Source organism: Streptomyces sp. NPDC046759, assembly GCF_040645475.1.
In the GTDB taxonomy this organism is placed as follows: Bacteria; Actinomycetota; Actinomycetes; order Streptomycetales; family Streptomycetaceae; genus Streptomyces.
The window spans coordinates 109731-130154 of sequence record NZ_JBEYYJ010000014.1 but is presented as its reverse complement, the minus strand read 5'-3'; the positions used below and the strand labels follow the sequence as shown (position 1 = coordinate 130154).

At 71.8% G+C, this 20424-nt stretch carries 20 protein-coding genes; 6 read left to right on the top strand and 14 right to left on the bottom strand.

Annotated features, from left to right (window positions below; translation table 11 throughout):
* Window positions 1-52: 52 nt before the first annotated feature.
* Entirely contained in the window at window positions 53-1027 is a 975-nt protein-coding gene (locus ABZ919_RS20420) for an L-threonylcarbamoyladenylate synthase (RefSeq protein ID WP_361249515.1), read from the bottom strand.
* 210 nt (window positions 1028-1237) lie between these two features.
* On the opposite strand from ABZ919_RS20420, the gene ABZ919_RS20415 reads away from it, so the two are divergent.
* Window positions 1238-1753, top strand: coding sequence for a DUF664 domain-containing protein (locus tag ABZ919_RS20415; RefSeq protein ID WP_361249512.1), 516 nt, complete (start codon window positions 1238-1240; stop codon window positions 1751-1753).
* Here the strand turns inward: ABZ919_RS20415 and ABZ919_RS20410 are convergent.
* From ABZ919_RS20410 to ABZ919_RS20375, 8 genes are all read right to left on the bottom strand, one after another.
* Window positions 1735-2805, bottom strand: coding sequence for an adenosine deaminase (locus ABZ919_RS20410; RefSeq protein WP_361249510.1), 1071 nt, complete (start codon window positions 2803-2805; stop codon window positions 1735-1737). The two genes, ABZ919_RS20415 and ABZ919_RS20410, sit on opposite strands and share 19 nt — an antisense overlap.
* Before the next feature lie 44 nt (window positions 2806-2849).
* Window positions 2850-3242 carry a VOC family protein gene (locus tag ABZ919_RS20405; RefSeq protein WP_361249508.1) on the bottom strand — a complete coding sequence of 131 codons (393 nt, stop codon included), beginning with the start codon at window positions 3240-3242 and terminating at the stop codon, window positions 2850-2852.
* 151 nt (window positions 3243-3393) lie between these two features.
* Window positions 3394-4320, bottom strand: a complete 927-nt coding sequence (locus ABZ919_RS20400) for a M48 family metalloprotease (protein WP_361249505.1) — start codon at window positions 4318-4320, stop codon at window positions 3394-3396.
* Window positions 4317-4697 (bottom strand): BlaI/MecI/CopY family transcriptional regulator, encoded by a 381-nt coding sequence (locus ABZ919_RS20395; protein WP_361249503.1) that lies wholly within the window; start codon window positions 4695-4697, stop codon window positions 4317-4319. The genes ABZ919_RS20400 and ABZ919_RS20395 overlap by 4 nt, the downstream gene beginning before the upstream one ends.
* 163 nt (window positions 4698-4860) lie before the next feature.
* Window positions 4861-5766, bottom strand: coding sequence for an aldo/keto reductase (locus ABZ919_RS20390; protein WP_361249500.1), 906 nt, complete (start codon window positions 5764-5766; stop codon window positions 4861-4863).
* A gap of 41 nt (window positions 5767-5807) precedes the next feature.
* Complete coding sequence (locus ABZ919_RS20385) at window positions 5808-7130, bottom strand: aldehyde dehydrogenase family protein (protein ID WP_361249497.1); 1323 nt, start codon at window positions 7128-7130, stop codon at window positions 5808-5810.
* 85 nt (window positions 7131-7215) lie between these two features.
* On the bottom strand, window positions 7216-8478 hold the full coding sequence (locus tag ABZ919_RS20380) for an RNA polymerase sigma factor (RefSeq protein ID WP_361249495.1): 1263 nt from the start codon (window positions 8476-8478) through the stop codon (window positions 7216-7218).
* Between the two features lie 24 nt (window positions 8479-8502).
* Window positions 8503-8853, bottom strand: coding sequence for a YciI family protein (locus ABZ919_RS20375; RefSeq protein ID WP_361249492.1), 351 nt, complete (start codon window positions 8851-8853; stop codon window positions 8503-8505).
* Window positions 8854-8976: 123 nt separating this feature from the next.
* Here ABZ919_RS20375 and ABZ919_RS20370 point away from each other — a divergent pair, with 123 nt between their 5' ends.
* Window positions 8977-10011, top strand: coding sequence for an acyl-CoA dehydrogenase family protein (locus tag ABZ919_RS20370; RefSeq protein ID WP_361249490.1), 1035 nt, complete (start codon window positions 8977-8979; stop codon window positions 10009-10011).
* A 112-nt stretch (window positions 10012-10123) separates the two neighbouring features.
* On the opposite strand, the gene ABZ919_RS20365 is transcribed toward ABZ919_RS20370, so the two are convergent.
* The gene (locus ABZ919_RS20365) at window positions 10124-10300 is read right to left on the bottom strand and encodes a hypothetical protein (RefSeq protein WP_361249487.1); all 177 of its coding nucleotides are present in this window, start codon (window positions 10298-10300) and stop codon (window positions 10124-10126) included.
* A 228-nt stretch (window positions 10301-10528) separates the two neighbouring features.
* Between ABZ919_RS20365 and ABZ919_RS20360 the strand changes: the two genes are divergently transcribed.
* Window positions 10529-10963: an SPW repeat protein gene (locus ABZ919_RS20360; protein WP_361249484.1), complete on the top strand. Its 435-nt coding sequence runs from the start codon at window positions 10529-10531 to the stop codon at window positions 10961-10963.
* Window positions 10964-11071: 108 nt separating this feature from the next.
* Here ABZ919_RS20360 and ABZ919_RS20355 read toward each other — a convergent pair whose 3' ends face one another.
* Window positions 11072-11839, bottom strand: a complete 768-nt coding sequence (locus ABZ919_RS20355) for a metalloregulator ArsR/SmtB family transcription factor (RefSeq protein WP_361249482.1) — start codon at window positions 11837-11839, stop codon at window positions 11072-11074.
* Between the two features lie 98 nt (window positions 11840-11937).
* Window positions 11938-13386 carry an APC family permease gene (locus ABZ919_RS20350; protein WP_361249480.1) on the bottom strand — a complete coding sequence of 483 codons (1449 nt, stop codon included), beginning with the start codon at window positions 13384-13386 and terminating at the stop codon, window positions 11938-11940.
* Between the two features lie 118 nt (window positions 13387-13504).
* Between ABZ919_RS20350 and ABZ919_RS20345 the strand changes: the two genes are divergently transcribed.
* Both ABZ919_RS20345 and ABZ919_RS20340 read left to right on the top strand, forming a co-directional pair.
* Entirely contained in the window at window positions 13505-14689 is a 1185-nt protein-coding gene (locus ABZ919_RS20345; RefSeq protein WP_361249477.1) for an ROK family transcriptional regulator, read from the top strand.
* A gap of 113 nt (window positions 14690-14802) precedes the next feature.
* On the top strand, window positions 14803-17577 hold the full coding sequence (locus ABZ919_RS20340; RefSeq protein WP_361249474.1) for an exo-beta-D-glucosaminidase: 2775 nt from the start codon (window positions 14803-14805) through the stop codon (window positions 17575-17577).
* On the opposite strand, the gene ABZ919_RS20335 is transcribed toward ABZ919_RS20340, so the two are convergent.
* Window positions 17564-19015 (bottom strand): hydrolase, encoded by a 1452-nt coding sequence (locus ABZ919_RS20335; RefSeq protein ID WP_361249472.1) that lies wholly within the window; start codon window positions 19013-19015, stop codon window positions 17564-17566. The two genes, ABZ919_RS20340 and ABZ919_RS20335, sit on opposite strands and share 14 nt — an antisense overlap.
* Window positions 19016-19237: 222 nt before the next feature.
* Here ABZ919_RS20335 and ABZ919_RS20330 point away from each other — a divergent pair, with 222 nt between their 5' ends.
* Entirely contained in the window at window positions 19238-19501 is a 264-nt protein-coding gene (locus ABZ919_RS20330; protein ID WP_361249471.1) for a GlsB/YeaQ/YmgE family stress response membrane protein, read from the top strand.
* A gap of 6 nt (window positions 19502-19507) precedes the next feature.
* Here the strand turns inward: ABZ919_RS20330 and ABZ919_RS20325 are convergent, their stop codons facing one another.
* Complete coding sequence (locus ABZ919_RS20325) at window positions 19508-20284, bottom strand: GNAT family N-acetyltransferase (RefSeq protein WP_361249468.1); 777 nt, start codon at window positions 20282-20284, stop codon at window positions 19508-19510.
* Window positions 20285-20424: the final 140 nt, after the last annotated feature.

Here is a 20424-nt window from a genome sequence, read left to right as displayed (position 1 = left end):
GCGCCCACGGCCGTCACTGGCGGAGGCGGCGACCAGCGAAGCGACTGGTGACTTATGAGGGCCGGGGCCCGGCGGCGCGGCGAAGCCGGTTGGCGATCGCCAGTCCCAGCCCCTCCTCCACCGGCAGGGACGCGATGATGAGGTCGCATCCCTGCTGGTCGAGCTTGCGCAGGAACCCGTACAGCCCGCGCGCGTAGGCGGCCATCGAAGACGGGACCGTCACCACGGCGTGCGCCTTCACCGGAGCGTCGGCGAAGGAGGCAGGCAGAAAGACGCCCACCTGGTGCCCCAGCTCCTGCGCCAGCTCCGCCTCGGCAATGACCTTCTCCGGCTCGACGAGGACGACTCGCGCATGCGGCGCGTAGTGGGACGGATGCTGGCCCGGCACCCGGACACGGCTCGTCGCAGGGACGGCGATCGGACACCCCAACACCGCTTCGAGGTCCTCGCGCGTCACCCCGCCCGGCCGCAGGATGCTCGGGATCTCCCCGGTGGCGTCGACGATGGTCGACTCCACCCCGACCTCACAGGGGCCGCCGTCCAGCACGAAGTCGACCGCCTCGCCGAGCTCGGCACGGACATGGTCCGTCGTAGTGGGGCTGACCGAGCCGAAGCGGTTGGCGGACGGCGCCGTGACACCGCCGCCGAAGGCCGACAGCAACGCGAGCGCGACGGGGTGATCGGGCACACGCACGGCCACCGTCTCCAAGCCACCCGTCGCTTCCAGGGGCGCCCGTTGCCCACGCCCCAGGACCAGCGTGAGGGGCCCCGGCCAGAACTGTTCAGCCAGCAGGCGAGCCGCCTGGGGCACGTCCTGGACCCAGTCGTCCAGCTGCTTCGCCCCGGCGATGTGGACGATCAGCGGGTGGGAAGGCGGACGTCCCTTGACCTGGAAGATGCGCGAGACGGCGGCGGGGTCCTCGGCATTGGCGCCCAGACCGTAGACGGTCTCGGTCGGGAGAGCCACCAGGCCCCCGGCGCGCAGCACACCGGCCGCCTTCTCGATGTCACTGGTTCCTGCCGTCACCCTCGCAATCCTAGGTGCGTCAAGGACCGGCGACGGTCTTGATCGATCTCAGCGCCAGCTGCTGTCTCATCGACCCAGGGCCGCTCAAGATCAACTACTGGCGGCCTCGGTGCTCATCTCGGCGACACCCGTTCCGGGGCGTGTGCCGCTCGGTCCACGGGAGCCGGATTCCGGACGCGTGAGCGCCCGCTCTTTGGGATGGTGGACGGTATGCATGCAAAGGACATCCTCATCGACGGCTACGGCCGCATCCAGGAAGAAGTCCATGCCGCCCTCGACGGCCTCGGACCGGACGTGCTCAACCGCCGCCCGGCCCCCGACGCCAACTCCATCACCTGGCTCGTCTGGCACCTCACCCGGGTGCAGGACGACCACCTCGCCGACGCCTTCGGCCTCGACCAGGTGTGGCTGGCCCAGGGCTGGGAGAAGCGCTTCGGCCTCGACCTGCCGCCCCACGACCACGGGTACGGGCACACCCCCGCGAAGGTCGCGAAGGTGAAGGTCGACTCCGCCGGCCTGCTGACCGGCTACTACGACGCCGTCCACGAGCAGACCCTCGGCGTGCTGGGGAAGCTCGCCGCCAAGGAGCTGGAGCGGATCGTCGACGAACGCTGGGATCCCCCGGTGACGCTGGGCGTCCGCCTGGTGAGCGTCCTGTCCGACGACCTTCAGCACGTCGGACAGGCCGCCTACCTCAGGGGGCTGCTTCAGAGCGCGGCCGCGTAGCCCGGCAGGACCACGTCCTCGATGAGGGCCTTGCGCTCGTCGAACGGGACGAAGGCGCTCTTGAGGGCGTTCACCGTGACCGTGCGCAGATCCTCGACCGTCCAGCCGGCCTCCTCGACCAGCAGGGACATCTCCCGGGTCATCGTGGTGCCGGACACCAGCCGGTTGTCGGTGTTGAGGGTGACCCGGAAGCCCAGGTCCTTCAGCGCCGTGATCGGGTGCTCGGCGATCGAGGTGGCGCAGCCGGTCTGCAGGTTGGAGGTGGGGCACATCTCCAGGGCGATGCGGCGGTCGCGCACCCAGGAGGCGAGCCGGCCGAGCTTGCCGTCCACGATGTCCTCGGTCAGGCGCACACCGTGGCCGATGCGCTGGGCGCCGCACACCTGCAGGGCCTGGTGGATGCTGGGCAGGCCGTGCGCCTCGCCGGCGTGGATGGTGAAGGGGACGCTCTCACGGCGCAGGTGCTCGAAGGCGGCCAGGTGGTCGGCGGGCGGGAAGCCGTCCTCGGCGCCGGCGATGTCGAAGCCGACGACACCGGCGTCGCGGTAGGCGACGGCCAGGTCGGCGGCCTCACGGACGCGGTCGAACATCCGCATGCCGCACAGCAGGGTGCCGACCCGGACGGGCGTACCGGCGGCGGCCGCCTTCGCCATGCCGGCGGCGAGGCCCTGCTGGACGGTCTCCACGACCTCGCTCATCGACAGGCCGCCCCTGGTGTTCAGCTCGGGGGCGTAGCGCACCTCGGCGTAGACGACGCCGTCGGCGGCGAGGTCGAGGACGTACTCCTCGGCGGTGCGCAGCAGGCCCTCGCGGGTCTGCATCACGGCGAGGGTGTGCTCGAAGGTGGCTATGTAACGGACCAGGTCGCCGGAGTTGGCGGCCTCGAAGTACCAGGCGGCGAGCTCGTCCGGGTCGGTGGTGGGCAGCGTGTGCCCGATCTCCGCCGCGAGTTCCACGACGGTGGCCGGGCGCAGTCCGCCGTCGAGGTGGTCGTGCAGCACGGCCTTGGGGAGCCGGCGGAGGGTCTCGGTGTCGATGCGGGGCGCGGTCATGGCAGTGCTTTCCTCGGCAGGGGTTCGCTGTGGTTCGGAAGTGATCAGGCGGCGGGCTGGAGCAGGTCCCAGCGGTTGCCGTACAGGTCCTGGAAGACGGCGACGGTGCCGTAGGGCTCGTGCCGCGGCTCCTCCAGGAAGGTCACGCCGGCCGCGGTCATCCGGGCGTGGTCGCCGGCGAAGTCGTCGGTGTGCAGGAAGAACCCGACCCGTCCGCCGGTCTGGTCGCCGACGTGTGAGCGCTGGGCCTCGTCCTTGGCCCGGGCGAGCAGCAGGCCGGTGCCGCCGCCTTCGCCGCCGGGCTCGACGACGACCCAGCGGGAGCCGTCGGGACGCGGGGCGTCCTCGGCGAGGCGGAAGCCGAGGGCCTCGGTGTAGAAGCGGATGGCGTCGTCGTAGTCGTCGACGACGAGGGTGACCAGGGCGACGCGTCGCATCGGGACCTTCCGGTGAGCGTGGTTAGCCGGTGAGGTTATACGTAAAACCCCAGAGACGCCAGTCCTCGTTCTACGCGCGTTACCGTGCGGAGTCCTGGACCCGGCAGGTGCGCGGCAGGCGTGCCGGCAGGCGACGGGGCGAACGGAGTGCTCAGGGCCTCGCGTCGCCCTGGGCGACCTCCACCCGGTGGTGGACATCGGCCAGGCCGGCGGCCATGGCGCCGCACGAGACCGCCGTGCAGGCGATGAGCAGGGCGGCGACCGCACGACCGGCCCGGGGCAGGAGCGGGGCGGCCAGCAGGGCCTGCACGCGGTGCGGAACGGGGCCGGTGGTCGCCGCGGGCGCGAAGTCGGGGCGCGCGGAGCGGGCGGCCTGTCCGGCGAGCGCAGCACGGGCGATGGCCCGGGCGATCAGGCGCCGGTCGCCGACGCTGGCGGCGGCGGCCTCGTCGGCGGCGCGCTCCACGGCGAGGCGGATGGTGTCCCGGACCGGGCGCAGCGCCGGATGGCAGTGCGCGGCGAGTTCGGCGGCGGCGAGGAAGTAGTGGTGGCCGCCGTCGTTGTGCGCGCGCTCGTGCGCGAACAGCGCCTCCCGCTCGGCGCCGTCCAGGCTGCGGAGCATGGCGGTGGTGACGACGATGCGGTGCGGACGGCCGGGCAGGGCGTAGGCGTCGGGGCGGGGCGAGTCGACCACGCACAGGTCGCCGGCCGCCGGGCCGCGCCCGGCCTCGCTGCGGGCCGCGCGGAAGGCACGGGTCTGGCGCAGCACCGAGCGGACGAGGGTCCAGCCGCAGACGGCGAGGGCACCGACGGAGGTCGCGGCGGCGGGCAGCACGACGAAGTCCGAGGCGGTGCGCAGGGGGTGGATCAGCTCGCCCACGGCGGCGAAGAGCGGGATCTTGAGCAGCCCGATCAGGACGAAGGAGCCGAGCGCGGCCAGCGAGCAGCCGGCGACGACGACGGCACAGACGGTGACGGCCCACAGCGCGGCCACCGGGGCCAGCCGGTCCAGGGCCCGGCGGGCCAGGGCCGGCAGGGCGAACGGCAGCAGCAGGGGCAGCAGGAGCAGCGCGGTCATCGGGCGTCGGATTCGAGCAGGTCCCGCAGGATGCGTTCGTCGTCGGGGCTGAGCTGGGCCACGAACCGGGCGAGGACGGTCTCACGGTCGCTGTCCCGGTCCAGTTCGCTGTGCATCCGGCGGGCGGTGAGGCCGTGCGCGTCCTGGACGTCACAGACCGGGAGGTAGGCATAGCCGCGGCCCTGGCGCTGCCGTTCGACGACTCCCTTGTCGTGCAGGCGGGTGAGGATCGTGGTCACCGTCGTACGGGCCAGGTCCGCGCCGAGGCTCCGCTGGACCTGGCCGGGGGTCTGCGGACCGCCCGCGGCCCACAGCGCGGCCATGACGCCGGCTTCCAGCTCACCGGCCGGCCTACGTTCGTCCTTGGCGTCGGTCATGGGAACGTTCCTCACCCCGTTTTCGTCTGCGGCCCGGGCGACCGTCTACACGATAGTAGTCAACCGGGTCTTCGTACGACTGTGTTCCCGCGCCCACCCGGGAAGAGCCGCTGGTCCGGAGCCGGCCCACGGGCGCCGGGTGCACGGGGCGCCGGCCGCGGGGTCAGCTCGCGCGGGCGTGCAGGGCGTCCAGCCGTGTCAGTTCGTCCGCGGTGAGGCGCAGGGCGCCGGCGGCGACGTTCTCCACGAGGTGGTCGGGGTTGCCGGTGCCGGGGATGGCGAGGACGTGCGGGCCCTGGTGCAGGGTCCAGGCGGTGCGGAGCTGCGCGGGGCTCACGCCGTGGGCGCGGGCGATCTCGCGCACGGTGTCGTCGTGGGTGTCGGCCGCGGTCCGGGGTCCGGCCTCGCCGGCGACGGCGTAGAAGGGCACGAACGCGATGCCGTGGGCGCCGCACAGGCGCAGCATCTCGTCGTCCACGGGATCGGGGTGGTCCAGGGCGTACCGGTTCTGCACGGACACCACCGGGGCGATCTCCAGGGCCTCGGCGAGGTGGCGGGGTTCCACGGCGGAGACGCCCAGGTGCCGGACCAGCCCCGCCTCGCGCAGTTCGGCGAGCGCACCGAAGTGCTCGGCGATCGAGTCCTGGCGCATGCGGCGCAGATAGACCAGGTCGAGATGGTCGCGACCGAGCTGGCGCAGGTTCTCCTCGACGTGGCCGCGCAGCTGGTCGGGCCGGGCCGCGGTGCCCCACTCGCCGTAGTAGTCGCGGAAGGGCCCGACCTTGGTGGCGATGACCAGGTCGTCGGCGTACGGGGCGAGGGCGGTGTTGATCAGTTCGTTGGCGGAGCGCGTGGCGGAGAAGTAGAAGGCGGCGGTGTCGATGTGGTTCACACCGAGCTCGACCGCCCGGCGCAGCACGGCCAGGGAGCGTGCGCGGTCGCTGGCCGTGCCCAGGTGGAACGCGGCGCTGCCCGTCAGCCGCATGGCTCCCAGGCCGAGGCGGTGGACGGGCAGGTCGCCGAGTTCGAAGGTGCCGGAGGCGTCCGCGGTGATCATTTCAGCGGTCATTCGGCGGATCTTCGCACATACGGCCTGTCACGCAAGCGAATTCAGCTCAGCGGCTTCTGCAGCACCGCCTTGCGGTGGCTGAACGTCTCGATCGAGTAGCGGCCGTGGTAGCTGCCGGTGCCGCTCTCCCCCACACCGCCGAACGGCAGGTCCGAGACGGTGAGATGGGCGAGGGGCAGGCCGTGGCCGAGACCGCCGGAGGAGGTCTCGGCGGCGATGCGGGCGCGGGTCCCCTCCGACTCGCTGAAGACGTAGAGCGCGAGCGGCTTGTCGCGGTCGTTGATGAAGCCGATGGCCTCGTCCAGGCCGGCCACGGTGACCACGGGCAGGATCGGGCCGAAGATCTCCTCCTGCATGACGGGCGACGCCGGGTCGACGTCCACGAGGACGGTCGGCGCGATGTACTTGGCGTCGCGGTCGGTCTCGCCGCCGACCGCGATCCGGCCCGAGCCGAGCAGGCCGGACAGCCGGTCGAAGTGCCGCTCGTTGATGATCCGGCCGTACTCGGGCGCCTGCGCCGGGTCGGTGCCGTACAGCGCCTCGACCGCGCGCACCAGCGCGGGTTCCAGGGCGGCGGCGGTGTCCGGGTCGGTCAGGACGTAGTCGGGCGCGACGCAGGTCTGGCCGGCGTTGAGGAACTTGCCGCGGGCGAGCCGGTCGGCGACCACGTCGAGGTCGGCGTCGCGGTCCACGAACACCGGGGACTTGCCGCCGAGTTCGAGGGTGACCGGGGTGAGGTGCTCGGCGGCGGCGCGCATCACGATCCGGCCGACGGTGCCGTTGCCGGTGTAGAAGATGTGGTCGAAGCGTTCGGCCAGCAGGGCCGTGGTCTCCGGGACGCCGCCCTCGACCACGGCGACCGCGTCGGTGTCGAGGTAGGCGGGGATCAGCTCGGCCAGCGCGGCGGAGGTGGCGGGGGCCAGCTCGCTCGGCTTGGCGACGACCGCGTTCCCGGAGGCGAGCGCGCCGACCATCGGGGCGAGCAGCAGCTGCGCCGGGTAGTTCCAGGGGGCGATGACGAGGACGACGCCGAGCGGATCGTACTGCGTCCAGGCCGTAGCGTCGGCCCCGAGGTGGGCCGGCACGGGCGCGGGCTCCGGCCGCAGCCAGTCCGCCAGGTGCTCCAGGGTGTGGTCGATCTCCCGGACGGTGAAGTCGATCTCGGTGCGGTAGGCCTCCGTGCCGCTCTTGCCGAGGTCGGCCTTGAGGGCGGCGGCGAGGTCGGCGCCGCGCTCCGTGAGCAGCGCGCGCAGGCGGCGCAGCTGGCCGGTGCGCCATTCGACGGGCTTGGTGCGGCCGGTGGCGAAGGTGGCGCGCAGCCGGGCCACGAGGTCGGCGGGCTGCTCGATGGCGGGGTGGTTCACGGGGGCCTCGCTGGTGTGCACGGGCGGGTGGGGCCCGAGCCTAGGTCTCATTGGATGTATTCGCCAACCTTTCAGGTTCTCAAGTTCATTCCCGGAGGCTCGGAGTGACGCGGGTCACGCCACGGGTCGGTCCGGTCTCCTCCCGGCGTCGTTCCAAGTGGGCCCGCTCGGCCTCGCTGCCGGCCAGCTCGGCGGCCCGGGCGTACTCCGCCCTGGCCTCGGCGGTGCGGCCCAGGCGGCGCAGCAGCTCGGCGCGGACGGCGTGCAGCACGTGATAGCGGCCGAGGTCCAGGGTCTCGACCAGCTCGAGCGCCACGGCCGGGCCCTCGGTCTCGGCCACGGCGACCGCGCGGTTCAGGGCGACGACCGGGGACGGGGCCACGATCATGAGCTGGTCGTACAGGCGCAGGATCTGGCCCCAGTCGGTGTCGGGGGCGGTGGGCGCGTCACTGTGTACGGCGTTGACGGCGGCCTGGATCTGATAGGGGCCGGGCCGGCCCCGGCGCAGACAGCGCCGGACCAGGTCCTGGCCCTCGGCGACGAGTGCCCAATCCCAGCGGGAGCGGTCCTGGTCGGGCAGCGGGACGAGGACGCCGTCCGGGTCGCGCCGGGCCGGTCGCCTGGACTCGGTCAGCAGCATCAGCGCGAGCAGGCCGGTGACCTCCGGTTCGTCCGGCATCAGCGCGGCGAGCAGCCGGCCGAGGCGCAGCGCCTCCGCGCACAGGGCGGGCTCGCCGGTGTAGCCCTCGTTGAAGATCAGGTAGACGACGGCGAGGACACCACCGAGCCGCTCGGGCAGGTCGGCGTCGCGGGGCACCCGGTAGGGGATGCCCGCGTCGCGGATCTTGGCCTTGGCCCGGACCAGCCTCTGGGCCAGCGTCGGCTCCGGCACCAGGAAGGCGCGGGCGATCTGGGCCGTGGTCAGTCCGCCGAGCAGGCGCAGGGTGAGCGCGACCCGGGCCTGGAGGGCGAGCGCGGGGTGGCAGCAGGTGAAGATCAGGCGGAGCCGGTCGTCGCGCACGGGGCCCTCCTCGGGCGGTGCGTCGGGCGTGTGCGGTTCGGGCGCGCCCAGGTGGGGCGCATACAGCCGGGCGGCCTCGGCATGCCGGGCGTCCCGGGAGGACTCGCGGCGCAACCGGTCGATCGCCCGGTTGCGCGCGGTGGTGATGATCCAGCCGGCCGGGCTCGGCGGCACGCCGGACTCCGGCCAGGTGCGTACGGCGGTGGTGAAGGCGTCCTGCACCGCTTCCTCGGCGAGGTCGATGTCGCCGAGGAAGCGGACCAGGGCGGAGACCGCGCGTCCGTACTCGGCGCGGAAGACGGCTTCGATGCCTGTGGTGTCGTCCATCTTCGGTGGCCGGCGTCGTCCACGTCAGTGCTGGTCGACGAACGGCCGCACCTCGATGGGCAGCGTGGTGGCCACAGCGGCCTTGCGGCCCCACTCCAGCGCCTCGTCCAGATCCGCGGCCCTGATCAGGCAGAGTCCGCCCAGATACTCCTTGCCCTCGGCGTAGGGGCCGTCGGTGATCAGGACGTCGCCGTTCTCGGGGCGGAGCACGGTGGCCGTCTCCGGACCGTGCAGGCCGCCGGCGAACACCCAGGCGCCGGCGGCCCGCAGCTCGTCGTTGAAGGCCTCCACGTCACGCATGATCGCGGCGAGCGCGTCGGCGGCGGGCGGGGTGCCGTCGGCCGGCTGGACCACGCTGAGCAGGTAGTGCTTCATGACGTCCTCCTAGGTGACTTTCAGGATGGCTCGGGTGCCTGTCACCTCCTACACGAACGGCCGGGCCCCGGATCGACACCGCGCCCCGCGGGCCGGCGAAAAGATTCCGGAAGAATCTCCTCCATGAGAACTGCCGCACATCCACTCGTCGACCGCGCCCGCCGGCTCGCCGCGGACCTGCTCCTCCCCGAGGCCGAGCGGGTCGACCAGGAGGGCGTGCCCGCGAGCCACATCGAGGCGGTGAAACGGTCGGGGCTGCTCGGGGTGACCGCCCCGGTCGCCTACGGCGGCTCGGGCGCCCCGCCGGACGTGCTGCGCCGGACCGCGGAGATCCTGGCCGGGGCGTGCTGTTCGACGTGGTTCGTGCAGACCCAGCACCACACGCCGGTGCAGACCCTGGCCCAGGGTGAACTCCCCGTGCGTGAGCGCCTGTTGGGTCCGTTGTCGCGGGGTGAGCTGCTGTCCGGGGTGGCGTATGCCCATCTGCGGTCGTATCCGCGCGTCCCGGTGCGCGTGCGCCGGGAACGCGGCGGCCGGCGGTTCGACGGGACAGTGCCCTGGTACACCGGGTGGGGTCTCAACGACGTCATGCTGCTCGCGGGGGTGACCGACACCGGTGAGGTGCTGTTCGCGTGCGCAGAGGCGCGCGACCAGCCGGGGCTGCGCGCCTCGGAACCGATGCGCCTCGCGGCGCTGACCGCCGCCCGCACGGTGTCGCTGGAGCTGGACGGACTGTGGCTTCCCGAGGAGGCGGTGGCCTTGAGCATGCCGTACGAGCGGTGGGCGCCCGCGGACCGGGCGAGGACCCTGAACACCAGCCCGGCGGTCTTCGGCGTCGCGCAGGCCGCCCTGTCCCTGCTGGACACGGAGACGGCCGCACCGCTCGTCTCCCGGCTCGCCGGCCTGCGCCACCGCGCCTACGCCCTGGCCGACGATCCGGCGTCCCGGGAACGGGTCGCCGAACGGCTGGCGGTGCGCGCGGAGGCGTACGAGATGCTGCGCACCGCCACCACGGCCGCGGTGGTGGCCGGGGGCGGCCGGTCGATGTCCCTGACGAGCCGCGCCCAGCGCCTCGCCCGGGAGGCGCTGTTCCTGCTGGTGCAGGGCCAGACGACGGAAACCCGTACGGCCCATCTGCGAGCGCTGGGAGGCGCTTGAGCCAGGGGCGTCGCCGTCCCGTTCGGCATGGCCGCGCACGCCCCGGACGAACAGGACCGCAGCGGCGGGCGGACGCACGGGCTTCCGGAGAGGCGGGACCGGAGCGGGCGCGTCAGGAACGGCCGTCGTCGTCCCTGGCCTCGGCCACCACGAGGAACGCGTCGGACTTCAGGTCCATCACCACCGTCACCCGCTCGCCCGCGGCCCGGCGCGCGGCCGCGTACTCCTCAGCGGGCCAGGATCCTCGCGGGGCCCCGGCGGGGAACCGCTCCAGCACCTTCGCACCCATGACAGCCGGTCACCTCCGAAGTCGACGGTCGGACGGAATGTACGTCCTGTACTCCTCCTGCTGCCCTGCACGGCTGCGGACATGTCACCCGAGGGCCGCGAGTGCTCGGGTCACAGTAGTGACACAGCCCTACACATAAAGAATAAATAAGGGCAAAATAGGACCAGCCGGTGCTCACAGTACACCGAACCAGACGCGATCTGGCCTGCAAGTCAAAGGAGACGAGACATGGCCAACGTGCACAGGGGTGACATATCCACCCACCCCGATGTCTCCGAAATGCGGGATCGCTACGCCCGCATGCTCGGCGGTCGTGATGTGGCGCTCGTGGACGGGCCGGTCTTCCTGCTCGGCCTCTACTGCGCGGCGTCCCCGTGGATCGTGCACTACACGACGAGCCAGCCCGCGCTCATGACCCACAACCTGATCGTGGGCATAGCGATCGGTCTGCTGGCACTGGGATTCACCCGGGCCCCCGAGCGCATGTACGGCCTCAGCTGGGCCATGTGCGCCATGGGCATCTGGATGATCATCGCCCCCTGGATCGTGGGCACCCGCCCGGACGCGGGCGTGATCATCAACAACGTCGTCATCGGCGCACTGGCGCTCGTACTCGGACTGGTCTGCGCCGGTACGGCGGCGCGCAGCACCCCTCGGCCGTGACCGGAGACACCACGAAGGAGCAGGGTCAGGGAAGGAAGAAGGCGAAGAACGGAACCTACGCGAGGCCGGTCCGCCGGGGCGGACCGGCCTCCCCGCGCCCGGCGCCGCTCAGCGGCCCGGCACCAGCCAGGGCTCCTGCGGCAGGGTCCGGCCCGTCTCCAGCAGCGACTTGAGGTTGGAGAGCACGGCGGGCCAGCCGGACGCCACGTCCGAGCGCTCACCCTCGTCGTTGAGGTCCTCGTGGACGACGGTCAGCCGGACGATGTCCTCGTACGGGCGGATCTCGAAGGTGACGCGGGAGTGCCGGTCCTCCCGGCCCTCCTCGTCGGGCGCGGCCCAGCTGGTGACCAGCCGGGTCGGCGGCTCGCTCTCCACGACCGTGCCGACCACGTCGGCGACGCCGGAGCCGTCGGTGCGCACATGCGCCCAGCGGGAGCCGGGCCGCCAGTCGGACTCGTTGCGGTGGCCCCAGTAGGCAGCCGTGAGGTCGGCGTCGGTGAGCGCCTCCCAGACCTTCTCGGGGGTGCTCGCGATGTAGGTGACGTACACGAAACTCGGCTTGTCGGTCATGGCTTCCTCGGCTCGTCGCTTCACTGCGCCGAGCGCGCTCAGACGCGGGCGCTCGAACTTGTCGATCCACCGCTCCTGGATCTCGTGGAGCGGTACGGGGTTGAGGTAGTGCAGCTTCTCCCGCCCCCGCCGCACGGTGCTGATCAGACGGGCGGCCTCCAGGACGGCCAGATGCTGGGTGACCGACTGGCGCGTCATGGAGATGCGCTCGCACAGCTCGCCCAGGGTCTGGCCGTTGTTCTCGTGGAGCCGGTCCAGCAGGCGCCTGCGCGTGTCGTCGGCCAGCGCCTTGAAGACCTTGTCCATCCCGGTCTCGTCCCCTGATCGCACAGTCAACGTTATGCAGCCGATTACCTGCATGTCAAGGGGGCCACAGGACCCGGCGGCGCGCAGGCGCGCCGGTGTCAGACGGGCGCCACGTCGGGGTCCGCGCCGGCCAGATACTCCTCGCTGATCTCCTTCTCCCCGAACGGCCACACCTTCTCGAGGCGGGCCCATACGACGAAGGCCACGCAGCCCAGGGCCAGCCAGGCCAGGGACCATTCGATGGGGTGACGGCCAGGTGAGTTCTTGTCCGCGTAGGCGTAGATCACGCACCAGCCGGCGAACGCGACGATGCTCGGGAGCGGGTAGAGCCACATGCGGTACGGACGGCGCAGCTCGGGCTGGCGCCTGCGCAGCACGGTCAGGGCCACGATCTGGGCGAGCGCCTGCACGATCACCATCACCGTCGTCAGCAGCTGGATCAGGGTGGCCAGGTCGGTGTGCCGGCCGATCAGGAAGCCGATGGCGGTGATCACACCCATGGTCGCGAGGCCGAGCATCGGGAAGCGATGGCGGGGGTGCAGCTTCTCGTACGGCCGGAAGAAGACGCGGTCGCGCGCGGCGTCGTACGGCACCCGGGAGCCGCCGAGCAGCCCGGTGAAGACCGAGGCGAACGCGGTGACCAGGATCAGCACGGTCACCGTGTCGGCGGCTCCCTTGCCCCAGGTCTTCTCCAGCACCGCCGACGCCACGGACGTGGAGGCGATGTCGTGCGGGTCGGTCATCCGGTGCCAGTCCACGACGCCGAGGGTGCCGATCTGCAGCAGCAGATAGATCACCATGATGCCGAGGATCGAGAAGATGACGGAGCGCGGCAGGGCGCGTCCGGGGTCCTTGATCTCGGCGCCCATGTAGGCGGTGGTGTTGTAGCCCAGGTAGTCGTAGATGCCGATGGTCAGGCCCGCGGCGAAGCCCAGCCAGAAGTGGTTGCTCGTCAGGTCGAAGGCATGCGCCGGGTAGTGGAAGGCCAGGTGCGGGCTGAAGTCGGTGGCCGCGGCGACGATCACCAGGAACACCGAGGCGATCATCACGGCCCACATGACGGCGGTGATGCGGGCGATGTGCTCGATGCCGCGCCAGAGCAGGATCACGACCAGGGCGATGACGCCGAGGCCGATCAGATCGCCGGCGGTCTGCCCGAGGCCCGGTGCCAGATACCCCAGGTACTGGACGAACCCGACGACGCCGGTGGACATGATCAGCGGGATGAAGAGCATCGCCGTCCACACGAACAGGAACGGCATGAGCCGGCCCGTGCGGTACTGGAAGGCCTGGCGCAGATAGACGTAACTGCCGCCGGAGCCGGGCATGGAGGCGCCCAGCTCGGCCCAGACCAGTCCGTCGCACAGCGCGAGGACGGCGCCCGCGACGAAACCGATGACCGCCTGCGGGCCGCCGAACGCGGTGACCATCAGCGGGATCGTGACGAACGGGCCGATGCCGCACATCTGGCTCATGTTGATGGCCGTCGCCTGGAACAGGCCGACACGGCGGACGAAACCACCCGTGGGTGGCGGACTACCGGACATGGGGACTCCTGACGCCACGGGCGCCCTCGACGGCGCCCGGCGGGCTGACTGGGCGATAAAGTTAAGGAGCCTTACTAGGGGCGTCAAGTATGCGCCGCTCATACACGAGAATGGTCCGATGGCCGCAAGCGACGTCGAAGAGCAGCAGGAACAGCCCTGGAGCCGCCGACGGCTGCGCAGCACCAACGAGCGGCTGCTGCTGGACCGGTTGCGCGCCCAGGGCGCCGCCTCCCGCGCCCAGCTGGCCCGGGAGACCGGCCTGTCCAAACCGACGGTCTCCAGCGCGCTGGCCTCCCTGGAGACGGCCGGCCTGGTGCACGAGGTCGGCACCCACGCCCCGGAGCGCGGGCGCACCGCGGTGCTCTACGCCCCCGACCCGGCCGCCGGCTACGCGCTGGGCGTGGACATAGGCCGCACCTGGCTGCGCGTGGCGGTGGCGGATCTGGACGGTGCGGTCGTGGCCCGGGCCGACGTGCGCAACCGGGCCCGCGCCTCCGCCGCGCTGGCCGACCTGGTGGTGGGCACCGCCCGGCAGGTGATCGGCAACTCGGGCGTGGACCCGGCCGAGGTGGTGCACGGGGTGGTCGGCACACCCGGCGTCTACGACGAGAAGCAGCGCCGGGTACGGTACGCGATGCACTTGCCGGGCTGGGGGCGCGCCGGGCTCGTCGACCGGATGCGCGAGGAGCTGGGCGTGCCGCTCGAGGTGCACAACGACGCCAATCTGGCCGCTCTCGGCGAGTACACGTACGGCGTCGCACAGGGCAGCAGGCTCTTCGCGTACATCCTGATCGGCACCGGACTGGGCATGGGCGTGGTCAGCGAGGGGCGGCTGTTCACGGGGGCGCACGGACTGGCCGGCGAGATCGGCTTCCTGCCCTGGCCGGGCCGGCAGAAGCCGGAGCGGCTGGAGGACGCGGTGTCCGGGGTGGCCGTGGTGGAGGCCGCCCGGGAGTTCGGGATGAGCGGCCAGCTCACGGCGAAAGCGGTCTTCGACGCGGCCCGGCAGGGTCATCCCGCCGCCCTGCGCGCCGTCGAGCTGGAGGGTGAGCGGATCGCCCACACCGTGGCGGCGGCCGCCGCGGTCCTCGACCCGGACCTGGTCGTACTCGGCGGCGGCGTGGGGCACAGCGTCGACCTGCTGCTACGCCCGGTCCGGGACCGGGTGCGCGCCCTGACCCCGCTGCGCCCGCGGATCGCCCCGAGCCGGCTGGGCGAGGACGCGGTCCTGCTCGGCGCGGTGGCCACGGCGCTGGACACGGCCCGGGACCTGGTGTTCGAGCGGAGGGCGGCCGGATCCTGACCGGCCCCACGACCAACACGCCCGGGTCCCACGGTCATTGACACGGCCCGCCCGGCACCCTAGCTTGAGCCAAGTTAGTAAAGTTTCCTAACTTTACGAGGCTGGAGACCGCCGTGTTCCCTCGCCCCGCCCTCGGACGCCGGTACGCCGTCACCGCCCTGGTCCTCGGCCTGCTCGCCTCCCTGGCCAACGGCGCCTGGGCCGGCCCCCGCCGCCCGGTGGCACCGCACGGGCCTGTCCGGACGACCCGCGTTCCCTCCGCGGCCGGCACCGGCACCCCGCTGACCGGTTACGCCATCCAGTCATCGGCGAAGGTGAGCGACTCCCCCGCGGCCATCTCCTCCCCCGGCTATCCGGCGACGGGCTGGTATCCGGCCGGTCCCCGCTCCACGGTCCTGGCCGCACTGCTCGCCGACGGTGTCTACGCCGATCCGTTCTTCTCCGCCAACCAGCAGAAGATCCCGCGGGCCGACTTCCAGGTTCCCTGGTGGTACCGCTCCGACTTCACCGTCGCCGACACCGCGCGGCGCACCTACCTCGACTTCAGCGGCGTGGTCCCGGCGGCCGACGTCTACGTGAACGGCCACCGGGTGGCGAAGGCCGAGGAGGTCACCGGCGCCTACACGCACCACGAGCTGGATGTCACCTCGCTCGTCCGGCCCGGTACCAACACGGTCGCCCTCCGCATCCCGCCGAACGATCCGGACAAGGACCTCACCATGGGCTGGATCGACTGGCTCCAGCCGCCGCCCGACCGGAACATGGGCATCGTCCGCGACGTCCTGGTGCGCAGGAGCGGCCCGGTGGCGCTGCGCGACGCGCACGTGATCACCGAGCTGGCGGTGCCGTCGCTCGCCTCCGCCGACCTGACGGTGAAGGCGCTGGTCCGCAACGACACCGGCACGGCGGTCACGGCCGAGGTCACCGGACGCATCGGCGCTACACGGTTCACCCGGCGGGTCCCGCTCGCCGCCCACGAGTCGAAGACCGTCACCTTCTCCCCCGCCGACACCCCGGGCCTGCGCCTGGCCTCGCCGAAGGTGTGGTGGCCGGCCGGGATGGGCGGACAGCCGCTGTACGATCTCGGCCTCACCGCGTCCGTCGCCGGTACGACGTCGGACGCCGCGCACGAGAGCTTCGGCATCCGCGACGTCCAGGCGCCGCTGAACGCGGACGGCGCGCGCCAGTACCGGATCAACGGCCGCAAGCTGCTGATCAAGGGGGGCGGCTGGTCACCGGACGAGTTCCTGCGCTGGGACCGCACCTATGCCGAGGACCGGCTGAAGTACGCCGTCGACCTGGGTCTGAACACGATCCGGCTGGAAGGGCACCTGGAACCGGACGAGTTCTTCGACCTGGCCGACCGCTACGGCATCCTCACGCTTCCGGGCTGGGAGTGCTGCGACAAGTGGGAGGGCAACGTCAACGGCGCCGACGAGCCCGGCGAGCCGTGGACCGACGCCGACTATCCGGTGGCGAAGGCGTCCATGGCCGCCGAGGCCGCCCGGCTGCGCGGCCACCCGAGCGTGATCTCCTTCCTGATCGGCAGCGACTTCGCGCCCGACGCGAAGACCGAGAAGACGTACCTGGACGCGCTGCACGCCGCCGACTGGCCCGACCCGGTGGTCTCCGCGGCCTCCGACAACTCCTCACCGCGGCTCGGCAGTTCGGGCATGAAGATGACCGGGCCCTACGACTGGGTGCCGCCCGGCTACTGGTACGCCCCACGCGAGGGCGGGGCCACCGGATTCAACTCCGAGACCAGCGCGGGCCCGAGCATCCCCACCCTCGACACCCTGCGCCGTATGCTCACCCCGGCCGAACTGGACACCCTCTGGAAGGACCCGGCCGCCAGGCAGTACCACCGCTCGCCGTCCCCGGTCTTCGGCACGCTCAAGATCTACGACGCCGCCCTCACCGGGCGCTACGGCGCCCCGACGAGCCTCGCCGACTATGTGCGCAAGGCCCAGCTCGCCCAGTACGAGAACGTCCGCGCCCAGTTCGAGGCGTACGAGCGCAACGCCACGGACACCTCGAAGCCCTCTACGGGGGTCATCCACTGGATGTTCAACAGCGGCTGGACGTCCCTGCACTGGCAGCTGACGGACCGGTACCTGGACCAGGGCGGCGCCTACTTCGGTGCGAAGAAGGCCAACGAGCCGCTACACATCCAGTACTCGTACGACGACCGATCGGTCGTCGTGGTCAACCAGCGGCACGCCGCGGCGACCGGACTCACCGCACGGGCGACGCTCTTCGCCCCCGACGGCACACAGAAGTACGACAGGACCGTCACCGGGCTGGAGGTGAGCGGCGACGGCGCGCACGGCACCGCTCTCACCCTGCCGTCCTCGGTGAGCGGACTGCCGCCGGCGTATCTGCTCCGCCTGGTCCTGACGGGCCCGGACGGCAGGGAGGTGAGCCGGAACGTGTACTGGCTGTCCACTCGTCCCGACATCCTCGACTGGAACCACACCACCTGGTACTACACGCCGACGACCGGCTACGCCGACCTCGAGGGGCTCTCCTCGATGGCGCAGGTGCCGGTGTCGCTGACGGCGGCCACCAGGGCGCGGGACGACGGCGTCTCGACCACGACGGTCACCCTGCGGAACACCGGGACCGGGAAGACCCCCGCGCTGATGACGGATGTCCATCTCGTGGACGCGCGGGGCAAGCCGGTGCTGCCGGTGCGCTGGTCGGACAACGAGGTGAGCCTGTGGCCGGGCGAGTCGGTGACGCTGACCGCCACCTGGCGCACGGCCGATCTGCGCGGCTCGGCGCCGGGCGTCCGGGTCTCCGGCTGGAACACCCCGGAGCGGACGGTGCCCGCACGCAGCGGGGGCGGACCGGTACGGCCCGCCCCCGGCCGGTTCAGCTCACGTTGAGCGCGGTGTCGTCCACGACGAACGACGTCTGGTACTGGGATCCCTCGGTGCCGGTGAACTTGAGCGTGACGGTCTGGCCCGCGTAGCTGCTGAGGTCGAAGCTGCGCTGGGTGTAGCCGGAGGCGGCGTTGAGGTTCGAGTACGTCGCCAGGGTGCCGAGGACCGTGCCCGAGCTGTTGAGGACCTGGACCTTGAGGGTGTCGTAGGCCGTGCTGGTCGAGGGCTCGGCGGTGTCGACGTGGAGGTAGAAGCTGAGCGCGGCCGTCGAGCAGCCGGACGGGACGCTCACCGTCTGCGAGAGGGTGTCGGTGGTGGCGGTGCCGTAACCGTCGAGCCAGGCGTAGTACGAGCCCGAATGTGCCGGCTCACCGGTCGCGTTGGTGATGACCCCGCTGGACGCGCTCCACGCGGTGTTGCCGGACTCGAAGCCGTTGTTGCCGAGGAGCTGGGCGGCGGTGCAGGTGCCACCACCGCCGCCTCCACCGCCGCTGCTGGTGCCCGAACCGGCCAGCCAGGCGGTGGCGTTGAGCGCGAGGGGGGCGTTGGTGGCGCTGGAGTCGTTCCAGCCGTCGTACAGAGTGTTTCCGGACTGGCCGGTGCCGTCGTCGATCGGCGAGCTGTCGCCCCAGAAGGCGACGCGACCGCTGCCGAACGTGCTGGTCAGGAAGAAGGCGCCGGTGTTGCCGGAGTAACCGGTGCGGTAGAGCAGGCCCTTGACGGAGGAGTTGTCGGCGGGCTTGAGGGTGGCGGTGGTGCCGTTGGCGACGAGGCTCTTGGTGACGGTGCCGAAGGAGCCGTGCAGCACCGGGTCGGTGCTGTCGCTGATCGCCGCCGGGTGGTCGGAGCTGATGTTCAGCGAGTCGATGGAGAAGCCGAACGGGTCGGTGGAGTCGACGCTGTTGTTCGTCATCAGGTCGTTGAGGATCTTGACCGCGTCGTAGCCGTCGTTGTTGCGGTCGGCTCCGGTGTGGTCGGAGATCATGAACAGACCGCCGCCGTTCTTCACGAAGTTCATGATCGCCGTCTTCTCGGCGCTCGTGAACAGCGTGTTGGGTTCCGGCAGGACCAGCGTGTCGAAGTTCGACAGGTCGAGCGAGGAAGAACCGCCGTAGCTGAGGCTGGAGCCGGACGGCAGCGTCTTCAGGCTGTAGCCGCCGGTCTTCTGCAGCGCCACGCCCCAGGAGGACAGGGCGCCGGTCCAGTCGGTCTCGGCGGACGGGGAGGAGTCCTGGCCGAGCGGGTCGGGCTGACTGGTGGAGATGATCCAGTCGGCGTTGCCGGCCGTCTCGGCGTGGGCGTTGTCGAACAGGATGCGGTGCGTGGTCGCCGCGTGGGCGGCGGTGCCGCTGCCGACCTGGACGGCGGCTCCGGTGAGGAGCAGACCGAAGCCGGCGAGAGCGGTGGTGAATCTGCGGCGGGATCTCCAGGATCCAAGCATCCGGCGAACCTCCATGAGGGGTGGGGAGAGGCTGTGCGGGCGCCAACTCTGCGCGCGTAGAGCCCGCTTGAGGGTTCTACACGCGTCGACTGGTTGAAAGGTACATGGCATGAAGGCCCGGTGAACAGAAAGGCGCGGCAACAAGCGACGGCGACCCGAGCGGACTGCCTCCGGTCACAGCGGGCAGATGGTTAGCGGGAGGCAACACCATAAGGGGTGGACATGGAGATCTCGGGCATCATCAGCGCCATCGTCATCGGGCTCATCATCGGCGTCCTGGGGCGCCTGGTCGTCCCCGGACGACAGCACATCGGCGTCCTGTGGACCATCGTCGTGGGGATCGTGGCCGCGCTGCTGGGCTCGGCGATCGCCGCCGGGCTGGGAGTGGCGGACACCAAGGGACCCGACTGGATCGAGTGGTTCATCCAGATCGCCCTGGCGGCGGTCGGTATAGCTGCTCTGGACCGGTCCTTGGTCCGCCGCTGACGCCGCTCACCCTCCGTGGAGGTAGGGGGTCGTGGTGGTCAGCGCGTGGAAGCCGAGGCGCTCCAGGATCGGGCGGCTCATGTCCGAGGCGTCGACCTGGAGAAAGGGGTAGCCGCGGGCGGCGGCCACTCGGGCGCGGCGGGCGACCAGGGCGCGGTAGACGCCCCGGCCCCGCCAGGCCTCGACGGTGCCGCCGCCCCACAGCCCGGCGAACCGCGTGCCGGGCACCAGCTCCATCCGGGCGGCGCTTACGGGTTCGTCCCCGGCGAGCGCGACGACGGCGACGACCGTGCCGGGATCGGCGGCCAGACGGGCGAGCAGCCGGTGCCGCAGCCGGGTGCCGTCGGTGCCGAAGGCCCTCTCGTGGACGTCCACGACGAGGCCGACGCCCGCCGGGTCGGTGGCCTGTACGAGCCGGATGCCCGCGGGCGGTGCGGCGTCGGCGGCGAGCCGCTCGGTCTCTCCGATCAGCAGGGTCTCCTCGGCCTCGGCCCGGAAGTCGGCGGCGACCAGCCGGGCGCCGAGGTCCACCGGCCGGTCGTGGCCGTAGAGCTTCCACTCGAAGTCGCGCCCGAGGCCGGTGAAACGGTCGATCTGGTCGTGGATCGCGCGGTCCGCGCTCGCCCGGTCCAGACCGGACCAGAGCACACCGTTCCACCCGTGGGCGTCCGCGACCTGACGCACCACCGCGCCGGCCCGTTCGATCCGGGCTCCGGGGCCGTCGGGAGTCGCGTTCTCGCGCATGTCCCGGTCGTAGAGGGCGAGCACCGCCGTGTGATCCATGCATCCGACTCGACCATGCCGGACGGCGCCGGGCAACCGAATTGGCCTCCACCCGCCCGCGCGCCCCGGGCGGCCGGGCTCGCACCGGGCGGGCCGCCGTCGCGGGCCGCGCACTCACAACGGGCCCGCACGCGCTCGAC